Source organism: Curtobacterium sp. MCPF17_001, assembly GCF_003234615.1.
In the GTDB taxonomy this organism is placed as follows: domain Bacteria; phylum Actinomycetota; class Actinomycetes; order Actinomycetales; family Microbacteriaceae; genus Curtobacterium.
The window spans coordinates 61,252-80,894 of record NZ_QKSL01000008.1; the positions used below are offsets into that span (position 1 = coordinate 61,252).

Annotated in this window: 19 protein-coding genes; 13 read left to right on the forward strand and 6 right to left on the reverse strand. The window is 72.7% G+C overall.

Annotation, left to right across the window (positions count from 1 at the left end; translation table 11 throughout):
• Positions 1 to 36 precede the first annotated feature (36 nt).
• On the forward strand, positions 37 to 231 hold the full coding sequence (locus DEJ24_RS09250; RefSeq protein WP_111078380.1) for a PspC domain-containing protein: 195 nt from the start codon (positions 37 to 39) through the stop codon (positions 229 to 231).
• A 156-nt stretch (positions 232 to 387) separates the two neighbouring features.
• Here the strand turns inward: DEJ24_RS09250 and DEJ24_RS09255 are convergent, their stop codons facing one another.
• On the reverse strand, positions 388 to 663 hold the full coding sequence (locus DEJ24_RS09255) for a GlsB/YeaQ/YmgE family stress response membrane protein (RefSeq protein ID WP_111078381.1): 276 nt from the start codon (positions 661 to 663) through the stop codon (positions 388 to 390).
• A 135-nt stretch (positions 664 to 798) separates the two neighbouring features.
• On the opposite strand from DEJ24_RS09255, the gene DEJ24_RS09260 reads away from it, so the two are divergent.
• From DEJ24_RS09260 to DEJ24_RS09270, 3 genes are all read left to right on the forward strand, one after another.
• Positions 799 to 1,470 carry a response regulator transcription factor gene (locus DEJ24_RS09260; RefSeq protein ID WP_111078382.1) on the forward strand — a complete coding sequence of 224 codons (672 nt, stop codon included), beginning with the start codon at positions 799 to 801 and terminating at the stop codon, positions 1,468 to 1,470.
• Positions 1,471 to 1,649: 179 nt separating this feature from the next.
• The gene (locus tag DEJ24_RS09265) at positions 1,650 to 3,038 is read left to right on the forward strand and encodes an L-serine ammonia-lyase (protein ID WP_111078383.1); all 1,389 of its coding nucleotides are present in this window, start codon (positions 1,650 to 1,652) and stop codon (positions 3,036 to 3,038) included.
• A gap of 120 nt (positions 3,039 to 3,158) precedes the next feature.
• On the forward strand, positions 3,159 to 5,504 hold the full coding sequence (locus DEJ24_RS09270; protein WP_111078384.1) for a hypothetical protein: 2,346 nt from the start codon (positions 3,159 to 3,161) through the stop codon (positions 5,502 to 5,504).
• 36 nt (positions 5,505 to 5,540) lie between these two features.
• Here the strand turns inward: DEJ24_RS09270 and DEJ24_RS09275 are convergent, their stop codons facing one another.
• From DEJ24_RS09275 to DEJ24_RS09295, 5 genes are read right to left on the reverse strand one after another with little or no spacing between them, the layout of a single operon-like run.
• On the reverse strand, positions 5,541 to 6,377 hold the full coding sequence (locus DEJ24_RS09275) for a class II fructose-bisphosphate aldolase (RefSeq protein WP_111078385.1): 837 nt from the start codon (positions 6,375 to 6,377) through the stop codon (positions 5,541 to 5,543).
• Positions 6,374 to 7,324, reverse strand: a complete 951-nt coding sequence (locus tag DEJ24_RS09280) for a 1-phosphofructokinase family hexose kinase (protein ID WP_111078386.1) — start codon at positions 7,322 to 7,324, stop codon at positions 6,374 to 6,376. Before DEJ24_RS09280 ends, DEJ24_RS09275 begins: the two co-directional genes overlap by 4 nt.
• Positions 7,321 to 8,445: an N-acetylglucosamine-6-phosphate deacetylase gene (locus tag DEJ24_RS09285; RefSeq protein ID WP_111078387.1), complete on the reverse strand. Its 1,125-nt coding sequence runs from the start codon at positions 8,443 to 8,445 to the stop codon at positions 7,321 to 7,323. The genes DEJ24_RS09280 and DEJ24_RS09285 overlap by 4 nt, the downstream gene beginning before the upstream one ends.
• Positions 8,442 to 9,398 carry an ROK family protein gene (locus DEJ24_RS09290; RefSeq protein WP_111078388.1) on the reverse strand — a complete coding sequence of 319 codons (957 nt, stop codon included), beginning with the start codon at positions 9,396 to 9,398 and terminating at the stop codon, positions 8,442 to 8,444. Before DEJ24_RS09290 ends, DEJ24_RS09285 begins: the two co-directional genes overlap by 4 nt.
• Positions 9,398 to 10,276, reverse strand: coding sequence for an SIS domain-containing protein (locus DEJ24_RS09295; protein WP_111078389.1), 879 nt, complete (start codon positions 10,274 to 10,276; stop codon positions 9,398 to 9,400). Before DEJ24_RS09295 ends, DEJ24_RS09290 begins: the two co-directional genes overlap by 1 nt.
• Positions 10,277 to 10,408: 132 nt before the next feature.
• On the opposite strand from DEJ24_RS09295, the gene DEJ24_RS09300 reads away from it, so the two are divergent.
• The 9 genes from DEJ24_RS09300 (at position 10,409) to DEJ24_RS09340 (ending at position 19,623) form a co-directional block, all read left to right on the forward strand.
• On the forward strand, positions 10,409 to 11,197 hold the full coding sequence (locus DEJ24_RS09300) for a DeoR/GlpR family DNA-binding transcription regulator (RefSeq protein ID WP_110903618.1): 789 nt from the start codon (positions 10,409 to 10,411) through the stop codon (positions 11,195 to 11,197).
• 215 nt (positions 11,198 to 11,412) lie between these two features.
• Positions 11,413 to 12,654 (forward strand): Gfo/Idh/MocA family protein, encoded by a 1,242-nt coding sequence (locus tag DEJ24_RS09305; RefSeq protein WP_110903619.1) that lies wholly within the window; start codon positions 11,413 to 11,415, stop codon positions 12,652 to 12,654.
• Positions 12,651 to 13,967, forward strand: coding sequence for a sugar ABC transporter substrate-binding protein (locus DEJ24_RS09310; RefSeq protein WP_111078390.1), 1,317 nt, complete (start codon positions 12,651 to 12,653; stop codon positions 13,965 to 13,967). The genes DEJ24_RS09305 and DEJ24_RS09310 overlap by 4 nt, the downstream gene beginning before the upstream one ends.
• Before the next feature lie 121 nt (positions 13,968 to 14,088).
• Positions 14,089 to 15,048, forward strand: a complete 960-nt coding sequence (locus tag DEJ24_RS09315; RefSeq protein WP_110903621.1) for a carbohydrate ABC transporter permease — start codon at positions 14,089 to 14,091, stop codon at positions 15,046 to 15,048.
• Entirely contained in the window at positions 15,045 to 15,953 is a 909-nt protein-coding gene (locus DEJ24_RS09320) for a carbohydrate ABC transporter permease (RefSeq protein ID WP_258368824.1), read from the forward strand. Before DEJ24_RS09315 ends, DEJ24_RS09320 begins: the two co-directional genes overlap by 4 nt.
• Entirely contained in the window at positions 15,950 to 16,747 is a 798-nt protein-coding gene (locus tag DEJ24_RS09325) for a hypothetical protein (RefSeq protein WP_111078391.1), read from the forward strand. Before DEJ24_RS09320 ends, DEJ24_RS09325 begins: the two co-directional genes overlap by 4 nt.
• Positions 16,744 to 16,938 (forward strand): multidrug transporter, encoded by a 195-nt coding sequence (locus DEJ24_RS09330; RefSeq protein WP_110903623.1) that lies wholly within the window; start codon positions 16,744 to 16,746, stop codon positions 16,936 to 16,938. Before DEJ24_RS09325 ends, DEJ24_RS09330 begins: the two co-directional genes overlap by 4 nt.
• 70 nt (positions 16,939 to 17,008) lie before the next feature.
• Entirely contained in the window at positions 17,009 to 18,694 is a 1,686-nt protein-coding gene (locus DEJ24_RS09335) for a bifunctional 3'-5' exonuclease/DNA polymerase (RefSeq protein ID WP_111078392.1), read from the forward strand.
• Between the two features lie 89 nt (positions 18,695 to 18,783).
• The gene (locus tag DEJ24_RS09340) at positions 18,784 to 19,623 is read left to right on the forward strand and encodes a phosphatase PAP2 family protein (RefSeq protein WP_111078393.1); all 840 of its coding nucleotides are present in this window, start codon (positions 18,784 to 18,786) and stop codon (positions 19,621 to 19,623) included.
• Positions 19,624 to 19,643: the final 20 nt, after the last annotated feature.

The window sequence follows — 19,643 nt, forward strand, 5'->3', positions numbered from 1 at the left end:
TGTCGCCGCGCAGCCTCGACCCGTAGCGTCGAGGACATGACGAACACACTGCACCGCCCCCGTGCCGGCCGCCTGCTCGCCGGCGTCTGCGCCGGCATCGCGGACCGCTTCGGCTGGTCCCGCACCGGCGTCCGGGTCCTCTGGGTCATCCTCAGCCTGTTCCCCGGACCGCTCTGGATCGCCTACGTCGTGCTCTGGATCGTGATGCCGACGCAGGGCAAGCGGCGCTGATCCCGCCCGCTCCCGCGGGTCCGTCCCGCCATGTGGACGCGCCGGGAAGTCAGGAGGCGGCTCCTGTCGACATCTCCCGGCGTCGGGAGGCCGGGACGGGAACGACGAACAGGGTCCGGACGCGTTGCATCCGGACCCTGTTCGTCGTTCAGGCGCTCAGCGGCGGCTGCGGCCACCAGCGAAGCGCGTGTAGACGAGCAGCACGATGATCGCGCCGATGATGGAGCCGATGATGCCGGCTGGCTGGAAGAAGCCGTCCATCGGGTCGTGCTGGAAGACCAGGAAGCCGAGGAAGCCACCGACGAACGAGCCGATGATGCCGAGCACGATCGTCATCACGAGGCTGATGTCCTGCTTACCGGGGACGATGAGACGGGCGAGTGCGCCGGCGATGAGGCCGACGATGATGAGGCTGAGGATGAGACCGAGCATGGGCTGACTCCTTGGTGCGTTCTGCACGACCGGTAGAAGGGGCCGAGCGCGTCCGTCACCCGATCGGGTGACGTCGACAACCCTTCCACCCCCAAGGGTGTTCCGTCTCACCCCTTGGGGTGGAAAGGTGGCCCCATGCCGGTCGACGCTCCCACCACTCCGCTCCTCGTGACGCTCGTCGACGACTACGACGTCGTCCTCAAGGGCCTCGCGCACATGTTCGACGCGCACCGCGACCGGATCGTCGTGGCCGAGATCGACGCCAACGCAGAGCTCGACGACTCGATCGACATCGTGCTCTACGACTCGTTCGCGCAGCCGGAGTCCGACCAGCTCGAGATCGCCGCACTCGTCGCGAACCCACGAGCACGGCACGTCGTCGTCTACACCTGGAACTCACAACAGGAGCTCGTCGACGCTGCGCTCGCGGAGGGGGTGCACGGGTACCTGTCGAAGACGCTGGGTGCCGCCGACCTGGTGGACGCGCTCGAGCGGATCGCTGCCGGCGAGGTCGTGGTCAGCCGCGCCGGACGTCGCGCCCCGAGCGCCGACGGCCTGGATTGGCCGGGCAAGGGCGTCGGTATCACCGATCGCGAGTCCGAGGTCCTCGCGCTCATCACGCAGGGCAAGAGCAACGCGGAGGTCGCTCAGCTGACCTACCTCAGCCCGAACACCGTGAAGTCACACATCCGTTCCGTCTACCGCAAGATCGGGTCCGACAGTCGCACCCAGGCGGTGCTCTGGGGGGTCGCGAACGGGTTCAGCCCGGATCACCACCGGATCGACCACTGGCTTGGCGGGCCCTGATCCCGACGGCGACGAGCAGCGGGACGAGACACCCGGGCGGTTCCGGACACGGCGCCTCCCCGGCGCACCTGCTGATCGGGCTCGGGCTGGTCGCGCTCGGGGTCGTCGTGGCCTGGTCAACCGGTGGCAGGCCCGACCAGGCCACTGAGCCTCCCGTCCGGACGGCGTAGGGTGACGGCGTGCCGGTCTCCGTCTTCGATCTGTTCAGCATCGGTGTGGGGCCGTCGAGTTCCCACACGGTGGGCCCGATGCGCGCCGGCGTCGACTTCGCCGAACGCGTCGTCGGACTGCCGGTCACGAGCATCCGGGTCGACCTGTACGGCTCACTCGCCTCGACCGGACACGGGCACGGGACGCTCGGCGCCGTCGCGATCGGCCTGATGGGACACCGGCCGGAGGACGTCGATCCCGACGTCCTGACCGCCGCGCTCGAGGGCCTCGAGTCCAGCGGTCTCCTGACACTGGCGGGCGGCCCGACGGTCGCGTTCCGGCTGACCGACATCGTCCTGCACCCGCTGACCATGCTGCCCCGGCACCCGAACGCCATGCGCCTGCGGACCTTCGACGCCACCGGCACCGAGACCGCCGTGGAGACCTACTACTCGATCGGCGGCGGGTTCATCGCCCGCGACGGCGACGAGGAGCCGGGCGAAGACGTCGCCGGCACCGCGATCCCGGTCGAGACCGACGCGGTGCCCCACCCGTTCTCCAGCGGAGCCGAGCTGCTGGCGGCCTGCGCGACCACGGGCCTCCCGGTCAGCGGTGTCGCCCTGGCCAACGAGTCGACCACCCGCCCCGAGGCCGAGGTGCGGGACCGACTCCTCCGCATCCACGCCGTGATGGAGGACTGCGTCGACCGCAGCGTCCGTCGCACCGGCACCCTGCCGGGCGGGCTGGAGGTCCGACGCCGAGCCGCCGACTGGTTCGAGCAGCTGACCCGTGACGACCCCGGGCACGACCCGCTCTTCGCGATGGAGTGGACGAACCTCACCGCCATGGCCGTGAACGAGGAGAACGCCTCGGGGGGCCGTGTCGTCACCGCCCCGACGAACGGTGCAGCCGGGATCATCCCCGCGGTCCTCTTCTACGCGCTCACCTACGTGCCGACGATCACACCCGACCGACGGGACGACGCGATCGTCCGCTTCCTGCTGACCGCGGGCGCCGTCGGCTCGATCTACAAGGAGCGGGCGTCCATCTCCGGTGCGGAGGTCGGCTGCCAGGGCGAGGTCGGCTCGGCCGCCTCGATGGCCGCCGCCGGACTCGCCGAACTGCTCGGCGGGACGCCCGAGCAGGTCGAGAACGCGGCCGAGATCGCGATGGAGCACAACCTCGGTCTGACGTGCGACCCGATCGGTGGTCTGGTGCAGATCCCGTGCATCGAGCGGAACGCGATCGCGGCGAACAAGGCCGTGAACGCCGCCCGGATGGCGCTCCGCGGTGACGGCGTGCACCACGTCTCGCTCGACCAGGTCGTCGAGACCATGCGCCAGACCGGCGCGGACATGTCGCACAAGTACAAGGAGACCGCGATGGGCGGTCTCGCGGTGAACGTCCCGCTCTGCTGACCCGGCCCCGGAACTGGGGCTGCGGCGGGTGTCGAGCGGCGGGGTAGCGTGCACCGTCCGGAACCTGCCGGACCGGCGGCCAGGGACGGTCGTCGTCTCGGATCCCGGAAGCGATCGCCGATGTCACGCGCCACCCCGACCCTCCTCGCCGTGTCCGCCGTGGTCGCGGCGCTCGCCGTCACCGGCACGGGCCTGCCGGCGCAGGCATCGGCCGCTGCCAGCGCGACCGCTGCGCCCGCGACCGCTGCGCCCGCGACCGTTGCGTCGGCCGCCGGTGGCGTCCCCGCACCCACCGACCCCACGGTCGGCGCGACCCCGGGTGACACCCCCGTCGACTTGACGCTGGTGCTCCGGCCGGTCGACCCGGCCGCGCTCGCCGCCCTGCCCGTGGCGACCACCGGGGACAGCGCCGCCCAGCGCGCGGACGCCGTGGAGGCCGTGGCCCCCGTCGACGACGCCCGGTCACGCGCACGATCGGTCCTGACCGGCGCCGGCTTCACCGTGACCGACTCGGACACGTGGGAGGTCGAGGCGCACGGCACCGCTGCCCATGCCGAGGCCCTGTTCCACGTGAGCCTGGTCGGCACCGGTGACGGCATGCACCCGACCGCGGAGCCGGCGCTGCCGCGGTCCTTCGGCGGGTCCGTCGTCTCGGTGCTCGGGCTCGACGCCCGCCCGGCGCTCGCCCACGCGGCCGTCCCCGCCGGGTACGCGCCCGCCGACCTCGCCGGCGCGTACCGGTCCTCGGGCTCGGCCACGGCGGGGGCCGGCGCGACGATCGCCACCGTGCAGTTCTCCGGGTGGGACCGCAACGACCTCAGCGCCTCCGCCGCAGCGACGGGGCGTCCACTGCCGGCGCTCGACCAGATCGCGGTCGCGGGAGCGGACCCACACGTCGGCGACGGGTCCCAGGGTGAGACCGAGGTCGCCCTCGACCAGCAGGCCCTGCTCGCCGTCGCGCCGGGAGCACGGCAGCGCGTGTACGTGACGGAGAACTCGTTCCGAGGCAGCTACGACGCGTACAGCCGGATCGCGGACGAGGTGCGGACCGCCGGCATCACCGCGGTGAGCATCTCCTGGGGCAGTTGCGAGACGCAGACCCCGGCGGCGGCCCGAGCCGCACTCGACGCCGCCCTGGCGCGCATCGTCGCTGCCGGTGCCACCGTCTTCGCCGCCACCGGGGACGACGGCGCGCGCTGCCCGACCGGACCGACGACGACCATCCGCGACGTGTCGTACCCGGCGTCGTCGCCCGCGGTCGTCGGCGTCGGCGGTACCTCGCTCACGAAGACGGTGACGAAGACGGGGACCACTTGGACCGAGGCGGGCTGGTCGAACTCCCTGGGTGCCGGCGGGGGCGGGACCTCGAGCGCCTACGCCAAGCCCGCGTGGCAGACCGGGACGGGCATCAGCGGAACGAAGCGCCTGCTGCCCGACGTCGCCGCACTCGCCGACCCGGCGAAGGGGCTCGGGGTGTACCTGTCGACCGCACACGGGTTCGTGCTCGGTGGCGGGACCAGCCTGGCCTCCCCGGTGCTCGCCGGCCAGCTCGCGGTCGCGTTGACCGCCCGCGGGTGTGCCGCCGGCGTCGGTGACGTCCACCAGGCGCTCTACCGGAACCCGGCGGCGTTCCGCGACGTCGTCACCGGCGGCAACGGCACGGCGCGGGCAGCGCGCGGCTGGGACGCGGCGACCGGACTCGGATCGCCGAACTGGTCGGCCCTGGGGCGCGTGCTCCCGAAGGCCTCGGACTGCACGGCGCCGACCACGACCGCCGCCGCAGCCGGGGCGACCGCGACCTCGATCGCCTCCGGGAGCCGGACCGTGCCCGCCGGGACGTCGATCCACTCACCGTACGGGCAGTACTGGCTCGACCTGCAGGGCGACGGCTCGCTCGTCGAGTGGGGCAACGGTCGACGGCTCTGGCGGAGCAGCGGAACGGCCGCGGGCGCCGGGCTGCGACTCGACGCGACCGGTCGACTCGCCGTCGTCGCCCCGTCCGGTGCGGTCCTCTGGTCGACGTCGGCCCGGACCACCTCCGGCGGCGCCCGCCTGACCGTCGACGACGCCGGCGACGTACGACTGACCGCCCGCGACGGGAAGCTCCTCTGGCACAACGGCGCACCGGGCACCGACCAGCTGGTCCCCGGCGCCACCCTCGTCGCCGGGCAGTCGATCCGGGACGCGAGCGGGACGCGGCGCTTCGGCGTCCGGTCGAACGGGCTCCTCGTCGCGAGTTCCGGCAGCACGCGCCTCTTCCAGAAGACCGGCGGTGGTGCGGGGTCGTCCCTGCTGCTCCTGCCGAACGGCGACCTCGTGCTCGCGGGGCCCCTCGGGGCAACACGCTGGTCGACCGGCACGGGCCGGAAGGGTGGAGCCGGCGTCACCCTCCGGATGCAGTCGGACGGGAACGTCGTGCTCCGGAAGGGCACGTCGGCGATCTGGGCGAGCCACACCCGGGGGTGACCCCGGCCAGTGCCCGGCCAGGCCCGACCGCCCGACCTACCCGGCGAGCAGCGTGAGCAGCCGGGCGGTCTCGGCGGCGACGGCGTCCCGGCCCGCGGCGACGTAGCGGCGCGGGTCGACCAGGTCCGGTCGTTCGTCGAGCACGTCGCGCAGCGCCCGGGTGAACAGCCCGTTCAGGTGCGTCGAGATGTTGATCTTCGTCATGCCCGCGCGGACCGCGCCCCGCAGCTCGTCGTCGGACAGCCCGGACGAGCCGTGCAGGACCAGGGGCACCGGGACGGAGGCCCGCAGCCGCTCCACGAGGTCACGGTCGACCGACGCCTCGCGCGTCTGCATCGCGTGCGACGTGCCGACGGCGACCGCCAGGGCGTCGACCCCGGTCGCCGCCACGAACGCGGCAGCGTCGGACGGGTCGGTGCGGACCCCGGGAGCGTGCACGCCGTCCTTGCCGCCGACCTCGCCGAGCTCGGCTTCGATCGCGATGCCCGCCGCGTGGCACCGGTCGGCCAGCGCCCGGGTCGCGTCGACGTTCGCGTCGTAGTCCAGGTGCGACCCGTCGTACATGATCGAGTCGACGCCGAGGTCGATGCCCGCGTGCACCAGTGCGGTGTCCTCGATGTGGTCCAGGTGCACGAGGACCTCCACGTCGGCGGCCCGCGCGACGGCCTGGGTCGCGGTCACGATCGGCGTCAGCCCGCCGTGGTAGCGGATGCAGTTCTCGCTGACCTGCAGCACCACGGGCAGGCCGGCCCGCTCGGCCCCGGTGACGATCGCCTCGGCGTGCTCGAGCAGGACGACGTTGAACGCGCCGACACCACGACGGGCGGTGCGTGCGGAGTCGAGGAGGCCGGTGAGGGCGAGGGCGGTGGTCATGTGGGGCTCCCGGTTCGGTCGAGCTGGGTGGTGAATCGGTCGACGGCGGCGAGGTCGACCTCGCCCGCGACGGGGCGGAGCACCGCGGCGGCGCCGTACGCGGCTGCGGAGACCAGGGCACGGTGGAGCACGTCGGGTACGGTGACGTCGGCGGCCGTCCGGGTGCCTGGTGCGGTCAGCGCGAGGACGAGCCCGGCGGTGGCGGCGTCCCCGGCACCGGTCGGGTTGCCGTGCACGTCGGGCACCGCGGGGACGGTCACGACCGCGTCCGGCGTGTGCGCGGTGATGCCCGCCGAGCCCGCGGAGACGACGACGACCCCGGCTCCGCGTGCGAGCAGGTCGAGGGCGCCGGAGCGTTCGTCCCGGGCGCCCGTGGCGTCGAGGAGTTCCTCCCGGTTCGGCTTGCAGACCGTGGCGCCGGCTGCGGCCGCCTCGAGCAACGACGGCCCCGACAGGTCGGCGACGACGAGCAGGCCGGCGTCGACCGCGCCGCGGATCCAGGGCCGGACCACGCTCGGGTCGGTCCCGCGGGGCAGGGACCCGGACACCACGAGGGCGCTCGCAGCCGCCAGCGCGGTACGCACGGCACCCGTCACGGCGGCCCATTCGTCGGCCGTCACCGCCGGCCCGGGTTCGCCGTACATCGTCGGGTGGACGTGGTCGTCGACGACGGTGACCGTGGTCCGGGTGTCACCCGCGACCGGCACGGCGGCCGTCGCGAGGCCGTCCCGCTGCAGCGCGGCGGCGACCCACGCCCCGCTCGTCCCGCCGAGCGGCAGGACGGAGGTCGTCGGCACGCCGGCGGCGTCGAGCACCCGGGCGACGTTGACGCCCTTCCCGCCCGGACGGCGGACGACGTCCAGGACGCGCTGGGTGACCCCGACGACCTGCTCGGCGACGCGGTAGGTGACGTCGACCGCGGGGTTCGGGGTGATGACGACGATCACGCGGGGACCTCCAGGGGGGTGGGGCGGCCCTCCGGGTCGAGGACGACGAGGTCGGCGGCGGCACCGACGGTGAGGGGTGGACGCAGGCCGAGCAGGGCGGCGGCGCGCACGGACGAGGCGGCCACGGCCTCCCGGACGTCGTGACGAGCGGCGTCGTCGGGACGAGCGGCGAGGACCCGGGCGACGGCGTCACCGACGGTGATCGTGCTGCCGGCCAGCGATGACCCGTCGGCGAGCATCGCGACCCCGCCGTCGACCACGACGTCCGATCCGGCGATCCGGTACGGCCCGTCGGCGCAGCCGGTGGCGGCCATCGCGTCCGAGACGAACACCAGCCGGTCACCGGCGGCGCGGCGGACCAGGTCGACGGCGACCGGGTCGAGATGGTGGCCGTCGACGATGCACTCCACGGTCAGGCGCTCGTCCGTCAGGGCGACCCCGACCGGACCGGGCTCACGGTGGTGCAGCGGCGGCATGCCGTTGAAGAGGTGGGTGACCAGGGTCGCACCGGCGTCGACCGCGCGCTGCACCTGCTCGGTGTCGGCGTCGGTGTGCCCGATCGCGGCGACGACGCCGGCGTCGACCAGACGGTGGATCGTCTCGATCGCACCGGGGAGTTCGGGGGCGAGCGTGACCACCCGGAGGGCCACGCCTCCGGCGTCGACCAGGAGTTCGACCTCGGCGGGGGTCGGTGGGTGCAGCAGGGCGACCGCGTGCGCACCGCGTCGGGCGGGTGCGAGCCAGGGGCCCTCGAGGTGCAGCCCGGCGAGCGTGCCGTCGACGACGAGTGGGCGCAGCCGGTGGAGCGCGGCGACCGTGTCCGGGACCGTCCCGGTCGCGATCGACGCGACCAGGTGCGCGGTGCCGCGTCCGGCGTGGTGGGCGACGGCAGCGCGGGCCTCGTCGGCCGAGCACGAGGCGAAGTCGTGGCCGAGCGCGCCGTGCGCGTGCAGGTCGACGAAGCCCGGGACGACGGTGCCGGGGGCGTCGACAACGCGGTCGTGTGCCGGTGTCGGTCCGGTGCCGACCGCGGCGACCCGACCGTCGCTGACCGCGATCCAGCCGTCGACCAGGTCGAGTTCCGCGGTGACCACCCGGGGGGCGCGGACGAGCGTGGTCACGCCGACACCGCGGTCGGGCCGTCGTCGACGCGCTGGTGACGGGCGGGGAGGTCGCGCCCCAGCAGCTCCCGTGCGAGGAGACCGGCACCGATCGCGCCTGCGGCGTCACCGTGTCGTGCGCCGACGAGGGCCGGGACCCGGACGCCCACCAGCCGGTCGCTCAGCGCCGCGGTGAGGGGGTCGAGCAGCAGCGGACCGGACTGCGCGAGTCCGCCGCCGATGACCAGCGTGTGACACCCTGCGGCGGCCGTCAGCCAGGCGAGGGCGTCGGCGAGGACGTCGACGCAGTCGTCCCACACCTGGCGGGCGAGGAGCTCGCCGTCCTGGACGCGGAGCATCGCGGCGTGCGCGGTCGGTGCGTCGCTCCGGTGCGCGACGGCACCGGCCGAGGCGATCTCCTCGACCCGGAGGCCCGCGTGCGGACCGTGGGCGATGCGGACCTGGCCGATCTCACCGGCCCAGCCGTCACCACTGACGACCCGACCGTCGACGACGAGGGCGCTCGCGAGCCCGGTCCCGACCGGGACGAACGCGACCGTGCCGTGGTCGAGCCCACCGGCCTGCACCTCGGCGAGGGCCCCGGCGCGCACGTCGTGGCCGAACGCGAGCGGCACGTCGGTACCCGTCGCCCGGAGGGCCGCAGCGACCCGTTGGCGGACCGGCACGTCCTGCCAGCCGAGGTTCACGGACAGCACCGAGCGGCCGCCGTCCTCGTCGACCACGCCGGGGACGACCAGGCCGACGGCGTCGAGTGCCACGCCGTGCTGTCGGGCGACCGAGCGCGCGTGCACGGCGAGCTCGGCCACGACGACGGCGAGTGCCTCGGCAGCGGGGTCGTCACGCGGGGTCGGGACGCGCTGCTCGCCGAGCAACCGTCCGTCGTCGGCGGTCAGTCGGGCCTTGATGCCCGTGCCGCCGACGTCGACCCCGAGCACTGCCCCGCGCGCGGTCATCAGGTGAGGATGACCGAACGGGTGAGCGAGCGGGGGTGGTCCGGGTCGAGACCGCGGCGCTCCGCCAGGGCGACGGCGAACCGGTGCACGACGACGAGTCCGGCGAGCGGGTCGAGGTCGTGGTGCACCAGGCGGGCTCCGGTGGCGGCGACCTCGTCGGCCAGACCGTCCGGCACCGGGCCGAGCGACCACACCAGGCGGCCGGGCTGCGCGATCGCGATCGGCCCGTGACGGTAGTCCATCGCGGGGTACGACTCGGCCCAGAACTGTGCGGCCTCCCGGGTCTTCAGGGCGGCTTCGAACGTCAGGCCCACGGCGGCGCCACGGCCGACGAACGTGACCTGCTCGGCGTCGAGCAGGTCGTCGATCGGCAGCGTCAGCGCGGTCTCGGCCTGGACGGCGAGGGCCTCGACGTCGTCGCCGAGGGATGCGCGGAGCAGGGCGAGCGCGGTGGTGGCGAAGCGGGTCTGCACGACGGAGCGCTCGTCCGCGAACGGCAGCGCGACGACGTCGCCGGCGTCCGCTGCGGCCGGGCTGTCCGGCACGGCCGTGATCAGGACGGTGCGCTGGTCCGGCAGGGCGCGCAGGAGGTCGATGATCTCGGTGGTGGTGCCGGAGCGCGAGATGGTGACGACGCGGTCGTACTGGCGGCCGGCGGGGTACTCGGAGCCGGCGAAGGCGTCGGTCAGGCCGAGGCCCGCGGACTCACGGGCGACGGCGTAGCTCATCGCGATGAACCAGCTCGTGCCGCAGCCGATGACGGCGACGCGCTCGCCCGGCTGGGGGAGGACGTCGATGAACGAGGGCAGCAGTGCCGCGGCGGAGCGCCAGGAGGCCGGCTGCGATGCCAGCTCGTCGCCCACGAAGGTGTCGGACATGGTGTCCTTCCGGTCGGACCGATCCTTGGTGATCGGATATCGGCCAGCATGACGATCGATCGTGCTCGATGCAAGTGCAAAACGTCATTTCCGATCATGGAGCCCGCGGAGGAGCGCCCGTAGGATGACGCCATGACCCCGCAGCAGAGGCTCAACGCCCTCCTCGAGCTGGTGAGCGACCGCGGCAACGTCTCGATCACCGAGATCGGGGACGAGCTCGGGATCTCCGCGGCGACGGCCCGCCGCGACCTCGCCACGCTCGCCGACCAGCGTCTCGTCACCCGGACCCACGGCGGCGCCGCTGCCCTCGGTGCCGGGTACGAGCTGCCGCTGCAGTACAAGATCGCCCGCCAGGCCGAGGCGAAGACCGCGATCGCCCGGGCGACGGCCGCGCTCGTGGCCCCCGGGGACACGGTCGGGCTCAACGGCGGAACGACGACGACCGAGGTGGCGCGGGAACTCGGCAAGAGCGAGCGGTTCATCCGAGCCGACGGCGAGTACGGCATCACGATCGTCACGAACGCGCTGAACATCGGGTACGAGCTGTCCGTCCGCGCGAACGTCAAGATCGTCGTCACCGGCGGCGTCGCCCGTCGGCAGTCGTACGAGCTGATCGGGCCGCTGGTCCGGGACACGCTCGACGAGTTCGCCCTCGACGTCGTCGTCCTCGGCGTCGACGGTCTGACCGGGCAGTACGGCGCGACCACCATGCACGAGGGCGAAGCCGAGGTCAGCCGCCACTTCGCCTCGGTCGGCCGCAGGGTGATCGTGGTCGCCGACTCGACGAAGATCGAGCGCTCGACCTTCGCCCGGATCTGCCCGCTCGACCGCATCGACGTGCTCGTCACCGACCGGGACGTCCCGCCGCGGTTCGCCGCGGACCTGGCCGCCGCCGGCGCGGAGCTCGTCGTCGCGGACTGACCGGCACGTCCGGCGACCACGTGCGTCGCCGCGACCGGCTCCCCCGGGGCCTGCCCGACGCTCGGGAACCCGCCGTGCGCCTCCCGGCCGAGCGCGGTCACGTTACCGGCGTGTTAAACCCTCGCATCACGCTTCCGTGAGCGATCCGTGAGCGCATATTGTGCATTCATGATCGATTTGGCATCATGGCCGTCACAATCACGCAAGGGAGCGAGATGAGCATCACGAGCACGCGCACACTCCGAGTCGGCGTGGTCGGCATCGGCCAGCGGTCGTACATCGCGAACCACGTCGCCGCCGCCGGACTCGACGCCGACGGGGTCGACGCCCGGATCGTGGCCGCCGCCGACGTCACCGAATCCGGCCGGCGACGAGCCGCCGAGGCCTGGCCGGACGCCACCGTCGTCGACGGACACCGCGCCCTGATCGGGACCGACGGTGCCCCGAACGCCGTCGACGCCGCGATCGTCACCACACCGGACTGGACCCACGCCGAGATCGCGATCGACCTGCTCCGCGCCGGCATCGCCGTCTACCTCGAGAAGCCCCTCGCCATCACGGTCGAGGACGCCGACGCCGTCCTCAACACCGCCGCCGAGACCGGCACCCCGCTCTACGTCGGCCACAACTTCCGCCACGCGGCCGTGGTGCGCCTGATGCTCGACGTGATCGCACGCGGTGAGATCGGCGAGGTCAAGGCCGTCTGGGTCCGCCACTTCGTCGGCAACGGCGGCGACTACTACTTCAAGGACTGGCACGCCGACCGCAGCCGCGTGAACTCGCTCCTGCTGCAGAAGGCCAGCCACGACCTCGACGTCGTGCACGCCCTCGCCGGGGCCTACACCAGCCGCGTCGTCGGCATGGGGTCGCTCTCGGTCTACGGAGACGTCACCGACCGTCGCGACCGCAGCGACGAGCTCATGACCGACTGGTTCTCGTTCGACAACTGGCCGCCCGCGGAGCAGACCGGTCTCAACCCCGTCGTCGACGTCGAGGACGTGTCGATGGTGATGATGACCCTCGAGAACGGCGTGCAGGCCAGCTACGAGCAGTGCCACTTCACGCCCGACTACTGGCGGAACTACACGGTCATCGGCACCCACGGACGCCTCGAGAACATCGGGGACACCGGCGGTGGCGTGGTCAAGGTGTGGAACCACCGTCGCAACTGGGACGTCGCCGGGGATGTCGAATACCCGATCGACGGCGTCGAGGACGGCCACGCCGACGCCGACCTGCTCACCATGACCGAGTTCCTCCGCTCGCTGGCGTTCGGGGAGCCGACCACCCTGTCCCCGATCGCGGCCCGTGCGGCCGTCGCCGCCGGCGCGCTCGCCACCCGCTCGCTCCGCAACGGCTCCGTCCCCATCGACGTGCCGCCCCTTCCCGACGCCACCCTCCGACACTTCGCGACCACTCCCGACCGCGACGACGTTCCCGAAAGGACCACCCGATGACCGCTCCAACCGCCCGTCCGGGCCGCGGCCGCCGCCGCGCACTGCTCGGTCTCGCAGCCGCCGTCAGCGCCGTCGCGCTCCTCGCCGGATGCAGCAGCCAGTCCTCCGCAGGGTCCTCGGACTCCGGTTCGGGCGAGGTCGCGAAGGACACCAAGGCGAACCTGACGTACGCCGTCTGGGACCAGAACCAGGTGAAGGCCATCAAGGCCAACATCAAGGGGTTCAACGAGGAGTACCCCGACATCAAGGTGAACGTCGACGTCACGCCGTACGCCAACTACTTCACGAAGCTGCAGACGCAGGGCTCGAGCAACACGCTCCCCGACCTCTTCTGGATGAACGGCCCGAACTTCCAGCTGTACGCAGGGAACGGCAAGCTCGCCCCGATCACCGGCGAGGTGAAGTCCGGCGCGATCGACCCGGAGAACTACTCGCCAGCGCTCAACAAGCTCTACACGTACGACGGCACCCAGTACGGCGTCCCGAAGGACTTCGACACCATCGGCGTCTGGATGAACAAGGCCCTGTTCGAGAAGGCCGGCGTGGCCATGCCGTCGAAGGACTGGACCTGGGACGACTTCCAGAAGACCGGTGCCGAGCTCTCCGAGAAGCTGAAGTCGGACGGTGCGTACGGCGCCGCGGCGGGCATGGACGGCCAGACCACCTACTACGACACGATCTTCCAGGCCGGCGGCTCCGTCATCGACGGGGACGAGTCGGAGTACGGCACGAAGGCCGCGCAGGAGGGCATCGGCTTCTGGACCGACCTGATCAAGTCCGGCGCCTCGCCGACGATCAAGCAGCTGACCGACACGACCGCTGACCAGTGGTTCACCTCGGGCAAGGTCGCGATGTACCAGGGCGGCAGCTGGTTCCGCTCCGCGCTGATCGGCAGCGACATCGAGAAGGACGTCGTCGCCTACCCGCTGCCGAAGGGCAAGGAGCAGGCGACCGTCATCCACGGCGTCTCGAACGTCGTCGCGGAGGGCTCGAAGGACAAGGCCGCCGCGCAGGCACTCCAGGCCTACCTGGCCAGCAAGCCCGCCCAGCAGCAGCAGGGTGACATGGGCGCCGTCATCCCCGCCTACACCGGCACGCAGGACGCCTTCACGAAGACGATGCCCGATGCCGACCTGCAGGTCTTCCTCGACGCGGTCGACTACGCCAAGCCGCTGCCGGTGTCGAAGAACACCGCCGCGTGGAACACCCTCGAGACGAACCTGCTGCCGAGTGCGTTCGACGGTTCCGAGCCCGTCGACCAGGTGACGGAGGAACTCGCCCAGAAGATGGACGCGGCACTCGCCAAGGAGTGACGACGAGCCGGTCGGTCGGGGCCCACGCCCGACCGGCCGGCACCCGCACGTCCGCACCACCCGCTGCACCCAGCACCACCCGGACCACCCGATCCGACCGCCCTGGCCGAGGAGCGACCTGATGACGATCCACACCCAGCGACCCGATGCCGCGCAGGCGTCCCCGCCGCCCGAGACCCGCCCCGCCGACCCCTCGCGGCCGACGCGGGCCCCACGCACCGACGGCTTCTGGCCGTGGCTGTTCGTGCTGCCGCTGCTCATCGGCGTCGGGACGTTCTTCATCTGGCCGATCCTGCAGACGTTCTACTACTCGTTCACGAGCTGGGGGGTGTTCGGCGGATCGAGCTTCACCGGGTTCGCGAACTACGCGCGTCTGCTGTCCGACCCGCAGCTGTACCAGTCGCTGTTCAACACGGTCGTCTACACGGTGATCGTGCTGCTCGGCATCCCGGTCGCGGTCTGGCTCGCGAGCCTGCTGAACACCCCGGGCCTGCGCTTCGCCCAGTTCTACCGGGTGCTGTTCTTCCTGCCGTACGTGGCGATGCCCGCCGCGATCGCGCTGGTCTGGCGCATCATGTTCAACGGTGACTTCGGCATCGTGAACTGGTTCCTCGGGCTGTTCGGCATCGACGGTCCGTACTGGATCTCGACCCCGGGCTTCGCGCTCGTCGCGGTCTCGCTGGTCGGGCTGTGGTCGTCGCTCGGCTTCTCGATGATCATCCTCGGCGCCGGGCTCAAGGACATCCCGCCGGAGCTGTACGAGGCCGCCGAACTCGACGGCGCGAGCCGGTGGCGGCAGTTCCACTCGCTCACCGTGCCGCTGCTGACACCGAGCATCTTCTTCGTGCTCATCATCACGACGATCTCGAGCTTCCAGCTGTTCGACCTGCTCTACGCCATCCTCGGCTCCACCAACCCGGTGATCCCGAAGACGATGTCCCTCGTCTTCTACTTCTACAGCGCCGGGTTCATCGACAACGACAAGGGCTTCGCGGCTGCGATCGCGATGGTGATCTTCGTGCTCATCGGGATCATCACCGTCGTGCAGTTCCGGGTCCAGCGGAAGTGGGTCCAGTCATGACCGGCATCATCGAGGCGCACGGCAGCAAGCTGACGGCGGCGACGAAGGCCGCCAGCCGCACCCGGGTCCGTGCCGACGCCCGCCCCGGTCGCCGCGGCGGCAGCCACTGGTGGATCCACGTGGTGCTCGGCATCGGCGGGTTCGTGATGGCGTTCCCGTTCCTGTGGCAGATCATCATGGCGCTCTCCACGAACGCCCAGGTGACCGCGCCCACGCCGACCTTCTGGCCGGGTGAACTGCAGTGGGGCAACTTCGTCCGCGTCTTCGACCGCCTGCCCTTCCTCAGCCAACTCGGCACGTCGATCTGGGTGACCCTGATCCGTACCGCGGCGCAGATCGTGCTCTGCACCCTGGCCGGCTACGCCTTCGCCCGGATGCGGTTCCGGGGACGGGCCGTCATCCTCGGCATCGTCCTGTCGATCCTGCTGGTGCCGTCGCAGGTGTACCTGATCTCGCAGTACCAGATCGTGCAGGGGCTCGGCTGGCTCGACACCCTCGCCGGGATCGTCGCCCCCGGGCTGTTCAGCGCCTTCGGCACGTTCCTGATGCGGACCGCGTTCCTCAACATGCCGGCCGAGCTCGAGGAGGCCGCGCGCATGGACGGCGCGAACCCGTTCCAGACCTTCTGGCGGATCATGCTGCCGCTCGCCCGACCGTCGATCAGCGTGCTCGCGATCACGACCGTGCTGTGGTCGTGGAACGAGCTGCTCTGGCCGCTCGTCGTCTCGACCCGCGCCGAGGACATGCCGCTCGCGGCCGGCCTGGCCACCCTGTCGAGCGACCGGACCATCGACTACCCGCTGCTGATGGCGGCGAGCCTGATGGCGATGGCGCCGGTGCTCATCATGTTCATCGTGCTCCAGCGCCGGGTGATCGACGGTCTCGCCTCCTCCGGGCTCAAGTGAGCGCGGCAGACGTCGGACGGGAGGCCCGGCCCGACCCCGTCGCGCTCCTCACCGCCGCCGTCGGCTCGCCAGGCGAGCCCGCGGGGCTGGCACCGGCGCTCGAGGACGCCGTGCGACACCTCGGCCCGGAGGGTCGGGAGGCGGCTCTCCTCGCCGCCCTCCGCGCGGTGCTCCCGGTCACCGAGCAGTGGCTCGTCGCCCACGGCTGCAGCCCCGAGGACGCCGCGTCGAGCGTCGCCGACGTGGACCGCAAGATCGACCGGTACGGCCTGGACGGCACGGGTCTGGACTGGCTCGTGCAGGTGGCGACCGGTCGCGTGGTGGCCGTGGGGCGCCTCCAGTTCGAGCGGGCCACCCACCTGCCGGACGGGACGCCGGCCTGGGGCGTGCACGTGCCGGAGGTCGGACCGCTGGACCCGGACGCATGCGACCGGTCGTTCGCGGCCGCGCCCGCGGTGCTCCGGCGGCTCGACCCGGACACGACGGTGGACACCTTCGTGTGCTCGTCGTGGTTGCTCGACCCGGAGGTCGCGGCCGTGCTGGGGCCGTCGTCGAACACGGCGCGCTTCGCGGCGCGGTTCACGCTGCTGCCGGAACCGCCCGAACCGCACGGACCGGTGGAAGAGGGCGACGACTCGATGGCGAAGTTCGTCTTCGGCACCGACCTGGCGTCCGCGCGTCAGGCGGTGCCCTCCGGTCGGCTCCAGCGTGCGGTCCAGGAGCGGTGGGCGGCGGGCGGGCACTGGTCGGAGCGCACCGGCACCGCGCCGGTCGGCGTACCGTCACGGACATGAGCGCACCCGACCGAGACCACCTGGACGACGGCGTCGACATGACCTTCGAGGAGCGTCGCCACGACACGTTCCGTCGGATGTCGGGGTCCGACGAGCACGACGAGGCGCCGCGGGTCGAGGTCGAGGAGACCGAGTCCGGCGACGTCCGTATCGACATCGCCGACAGCGCCGCCGTCCGACCGGGCGACTGAGCGCCCGCCACTGCGGCCACCCGCGCGTGACGGTGCGGCGAGGACGGTGGGGCACGGCAGAATCGTCGGCGTGCACATCGTCCTCGCCCGTGTCGACGGCGGCCTCACCGCGACGCCGCTGACGGACGCGGGGACGTCGGACGGTGAGCCGGTGCGCCTGACCGAGTCGGGCCTCCCGGCCTTCGTCGCGGCGCACGAGGGACCGGGCGTCCGCTGGGTCTGGTCCGACACCGCACGCTGGTACCCGGCCGTGCTGGCTGCGGGCGGTCGCGTGGCCCGATGCGTGGACCTCCGACTCGGCCACCGGCTGCTCCGCACCGCCCTCGCCACCCGCGGTTCCGCCCTCGCGCAGGCGCCGCTGAGCGCCTGGGACGCCGCCGTCGCGCTGGAGGCCCGTCCCGCGCCCGCCACGCAGGCCTCGCTCTTCGACGACGACCTGTTCACGGTCGCCCCGGCCGACGACGACCTCGACCCGGTCGTCGAGCTCCGGGCGCAGCTCGACGCGGTGGCCGGTGCGAGCGAGCCGGGAGCGCTGCGCCTGCTCCTCGCGGCAGAGTCCGCCGGCGCGCTCGTCGCCGCGGAGATCAAGTACGCCGGGCTGCCCTGGCGGACCGACGTGCACGAGCGGCTGCTCGCCGACGCCCTCGGCCCGCGGGTGCCGTACGGGGTGCGGCCCCGGAAGCTCGAGGAGCTCGCCGCGGTCCTCCGGCAGCGACTCGACGACCCCGACCTCAACCCGGACTCGCCCGCCGACGTCCTGCGCTCCCTGCGGCGGGCCGGACTCGTCGTGGACAGCACCCGGAAGTGGGAACTCGAGCGGCTGGAGCACCCGGCGATCGAACCGCTCCTGGAGTACAAACGCCTGTACCGCCTGCTCACCGCCAACGGGTGGACGTGGCTCGACGAGTGGGTGCAGGACGGCCGGTTCCACCCGGAGTACGTCGTCGGCGGGGTGGTGACCGGTCGCTGGGCGGCGAACGGCGGCGGGGCCCTGCAGCTGCCGAAGCAGGTGCGCGGAGCGGTGGTCGCCGACCCCGGATGGGAGCTCGTGGTCGCCGACGCGGCGCAGCTCGAACCGCGGGTCCTCGCCGCGATGTCGGGCGACACCGACATGGCCGCGGCCGGGGACGGACAGGACCTCTACGACGGGGTCGTGGCCTCCGGTGCGGTGCAGACCCGGCAGCAGGCGAAGATGGCGATGCTCGGCGCGATGTACGGCGCCACGCAGGGCGAGGGCGGGCGGTTCGTGCCCCGGCTGGCCCGGGCCTTCCCGCGGGCGCTCGACCTGGTCGAGCAGGCGGCCCGGGCGGGGGAACGGGGCGAACCCGTGACGACCCGGCTCGGTCGGACGTCGCCGGTGCCGGAGCAGTCGTGGTTCGAGGCGCGGAACCGGGCGTACTCCGTGGACGGCACCCCCGCGATGCAGCGGGCCGTCGAGTCCCGGGCCCGCAGCTGGGGACGGTTCACACGGAACTTCGTGGTGCAGGGCACGGCGGCCGAGTGGGCGCTGTCCTGGATGGGCGGCCTGCGCACCCGACTGGCCGCGCGGAGCGACGGGCCCGTCACGTCCGGGCCGCACATGGTCTTCTTCGTGCACGACGAACTCGTGGTGCACGCACCGGCCGCGGACGCCGAGTGGGTGGCCGAGCAGGTCCGGGCCGCGGCGGTCGACGCCGGGCGGATCATGTTCGGTGGCTTCCCGGTCACTTTCCCGCTGACGGTCGCGGTGGTCCGGTCGTACGACCAGGCGAAGTAGCGACCCGACCGGGTCCCGGGTGCTGCCGCGGTGGCGCCCCGGTCGAGGCCGGCCGTGCCCGCACAGCCGCTGACGGGCAGGCTGGTCCGATGGAAGAGCACCACGCACCCGGCGGCCGACCACCCGTGATCGGCGGAGCCGAGCGCGAGCGCGTCGACCGTACCGTCGGCGACGTCGACCTCACCCGGTGGCGCACGCGGGTCGGCCGGAGCGTCGCCGACTCGTGGGCGGCACTCGGCCGCCGATACGGGGCGCTCCCGCTGCTGCTGCTCACCCTGCTCGTCGGGATCGGCATCGCCGCGGTCGCGACGTGGGTGGCCTCCGAGGTCTACGACGCCGTGCGTGAGTCCGACGACGTCGCCGTGCTCGACCGGCCCGTCCTCGACTGGATGCTCACGCACCGGTCGCCCGCGCTCGACCAGGGCGTCACGTGGTGGACCGACATCGCCGGCACCATCGGGATGCCGATCGTCGCCGTGCTGTTCCTGGTCGGCCTGACGATCCAACGCAGGGCGTGGACGCCGCTCGTGCTCCTCGTCGCCGCGAGTGCCGGCTCCCTGGCCATGACGATCGCGGGCAAGGACCTGATCGGTCGAGCCCGGCCGCCGCTGTCCGACGCCGTCCCGCCGTTCGAGCACTCGCCGTCGTTCCCGTCCGGGCACACCCTGAACGCCACGGTCGTCGTCGGCACGATCGTGTACCTGCTGCTCCTCCGGCAGACCCGCGTCGTGGCCCGGGTCTGGACGATCGTCGTCGGGACGCTGTTCGTGCTGTCGGTCGGTGTCTCGCGGGTGTTCCTCGGGCACCATTGGACCACCGACGTCCTGGCGGCGTGGGCGCTCGGGCTCGCCTGGCTGGCGCTCGTCGTCACCGCGCACCGGCTGTACCTGACCGCGCTGCACCGGGGCGCCGAGCCGACCCCGTCGTGACGGGGCTGCGCGCCCTCGTC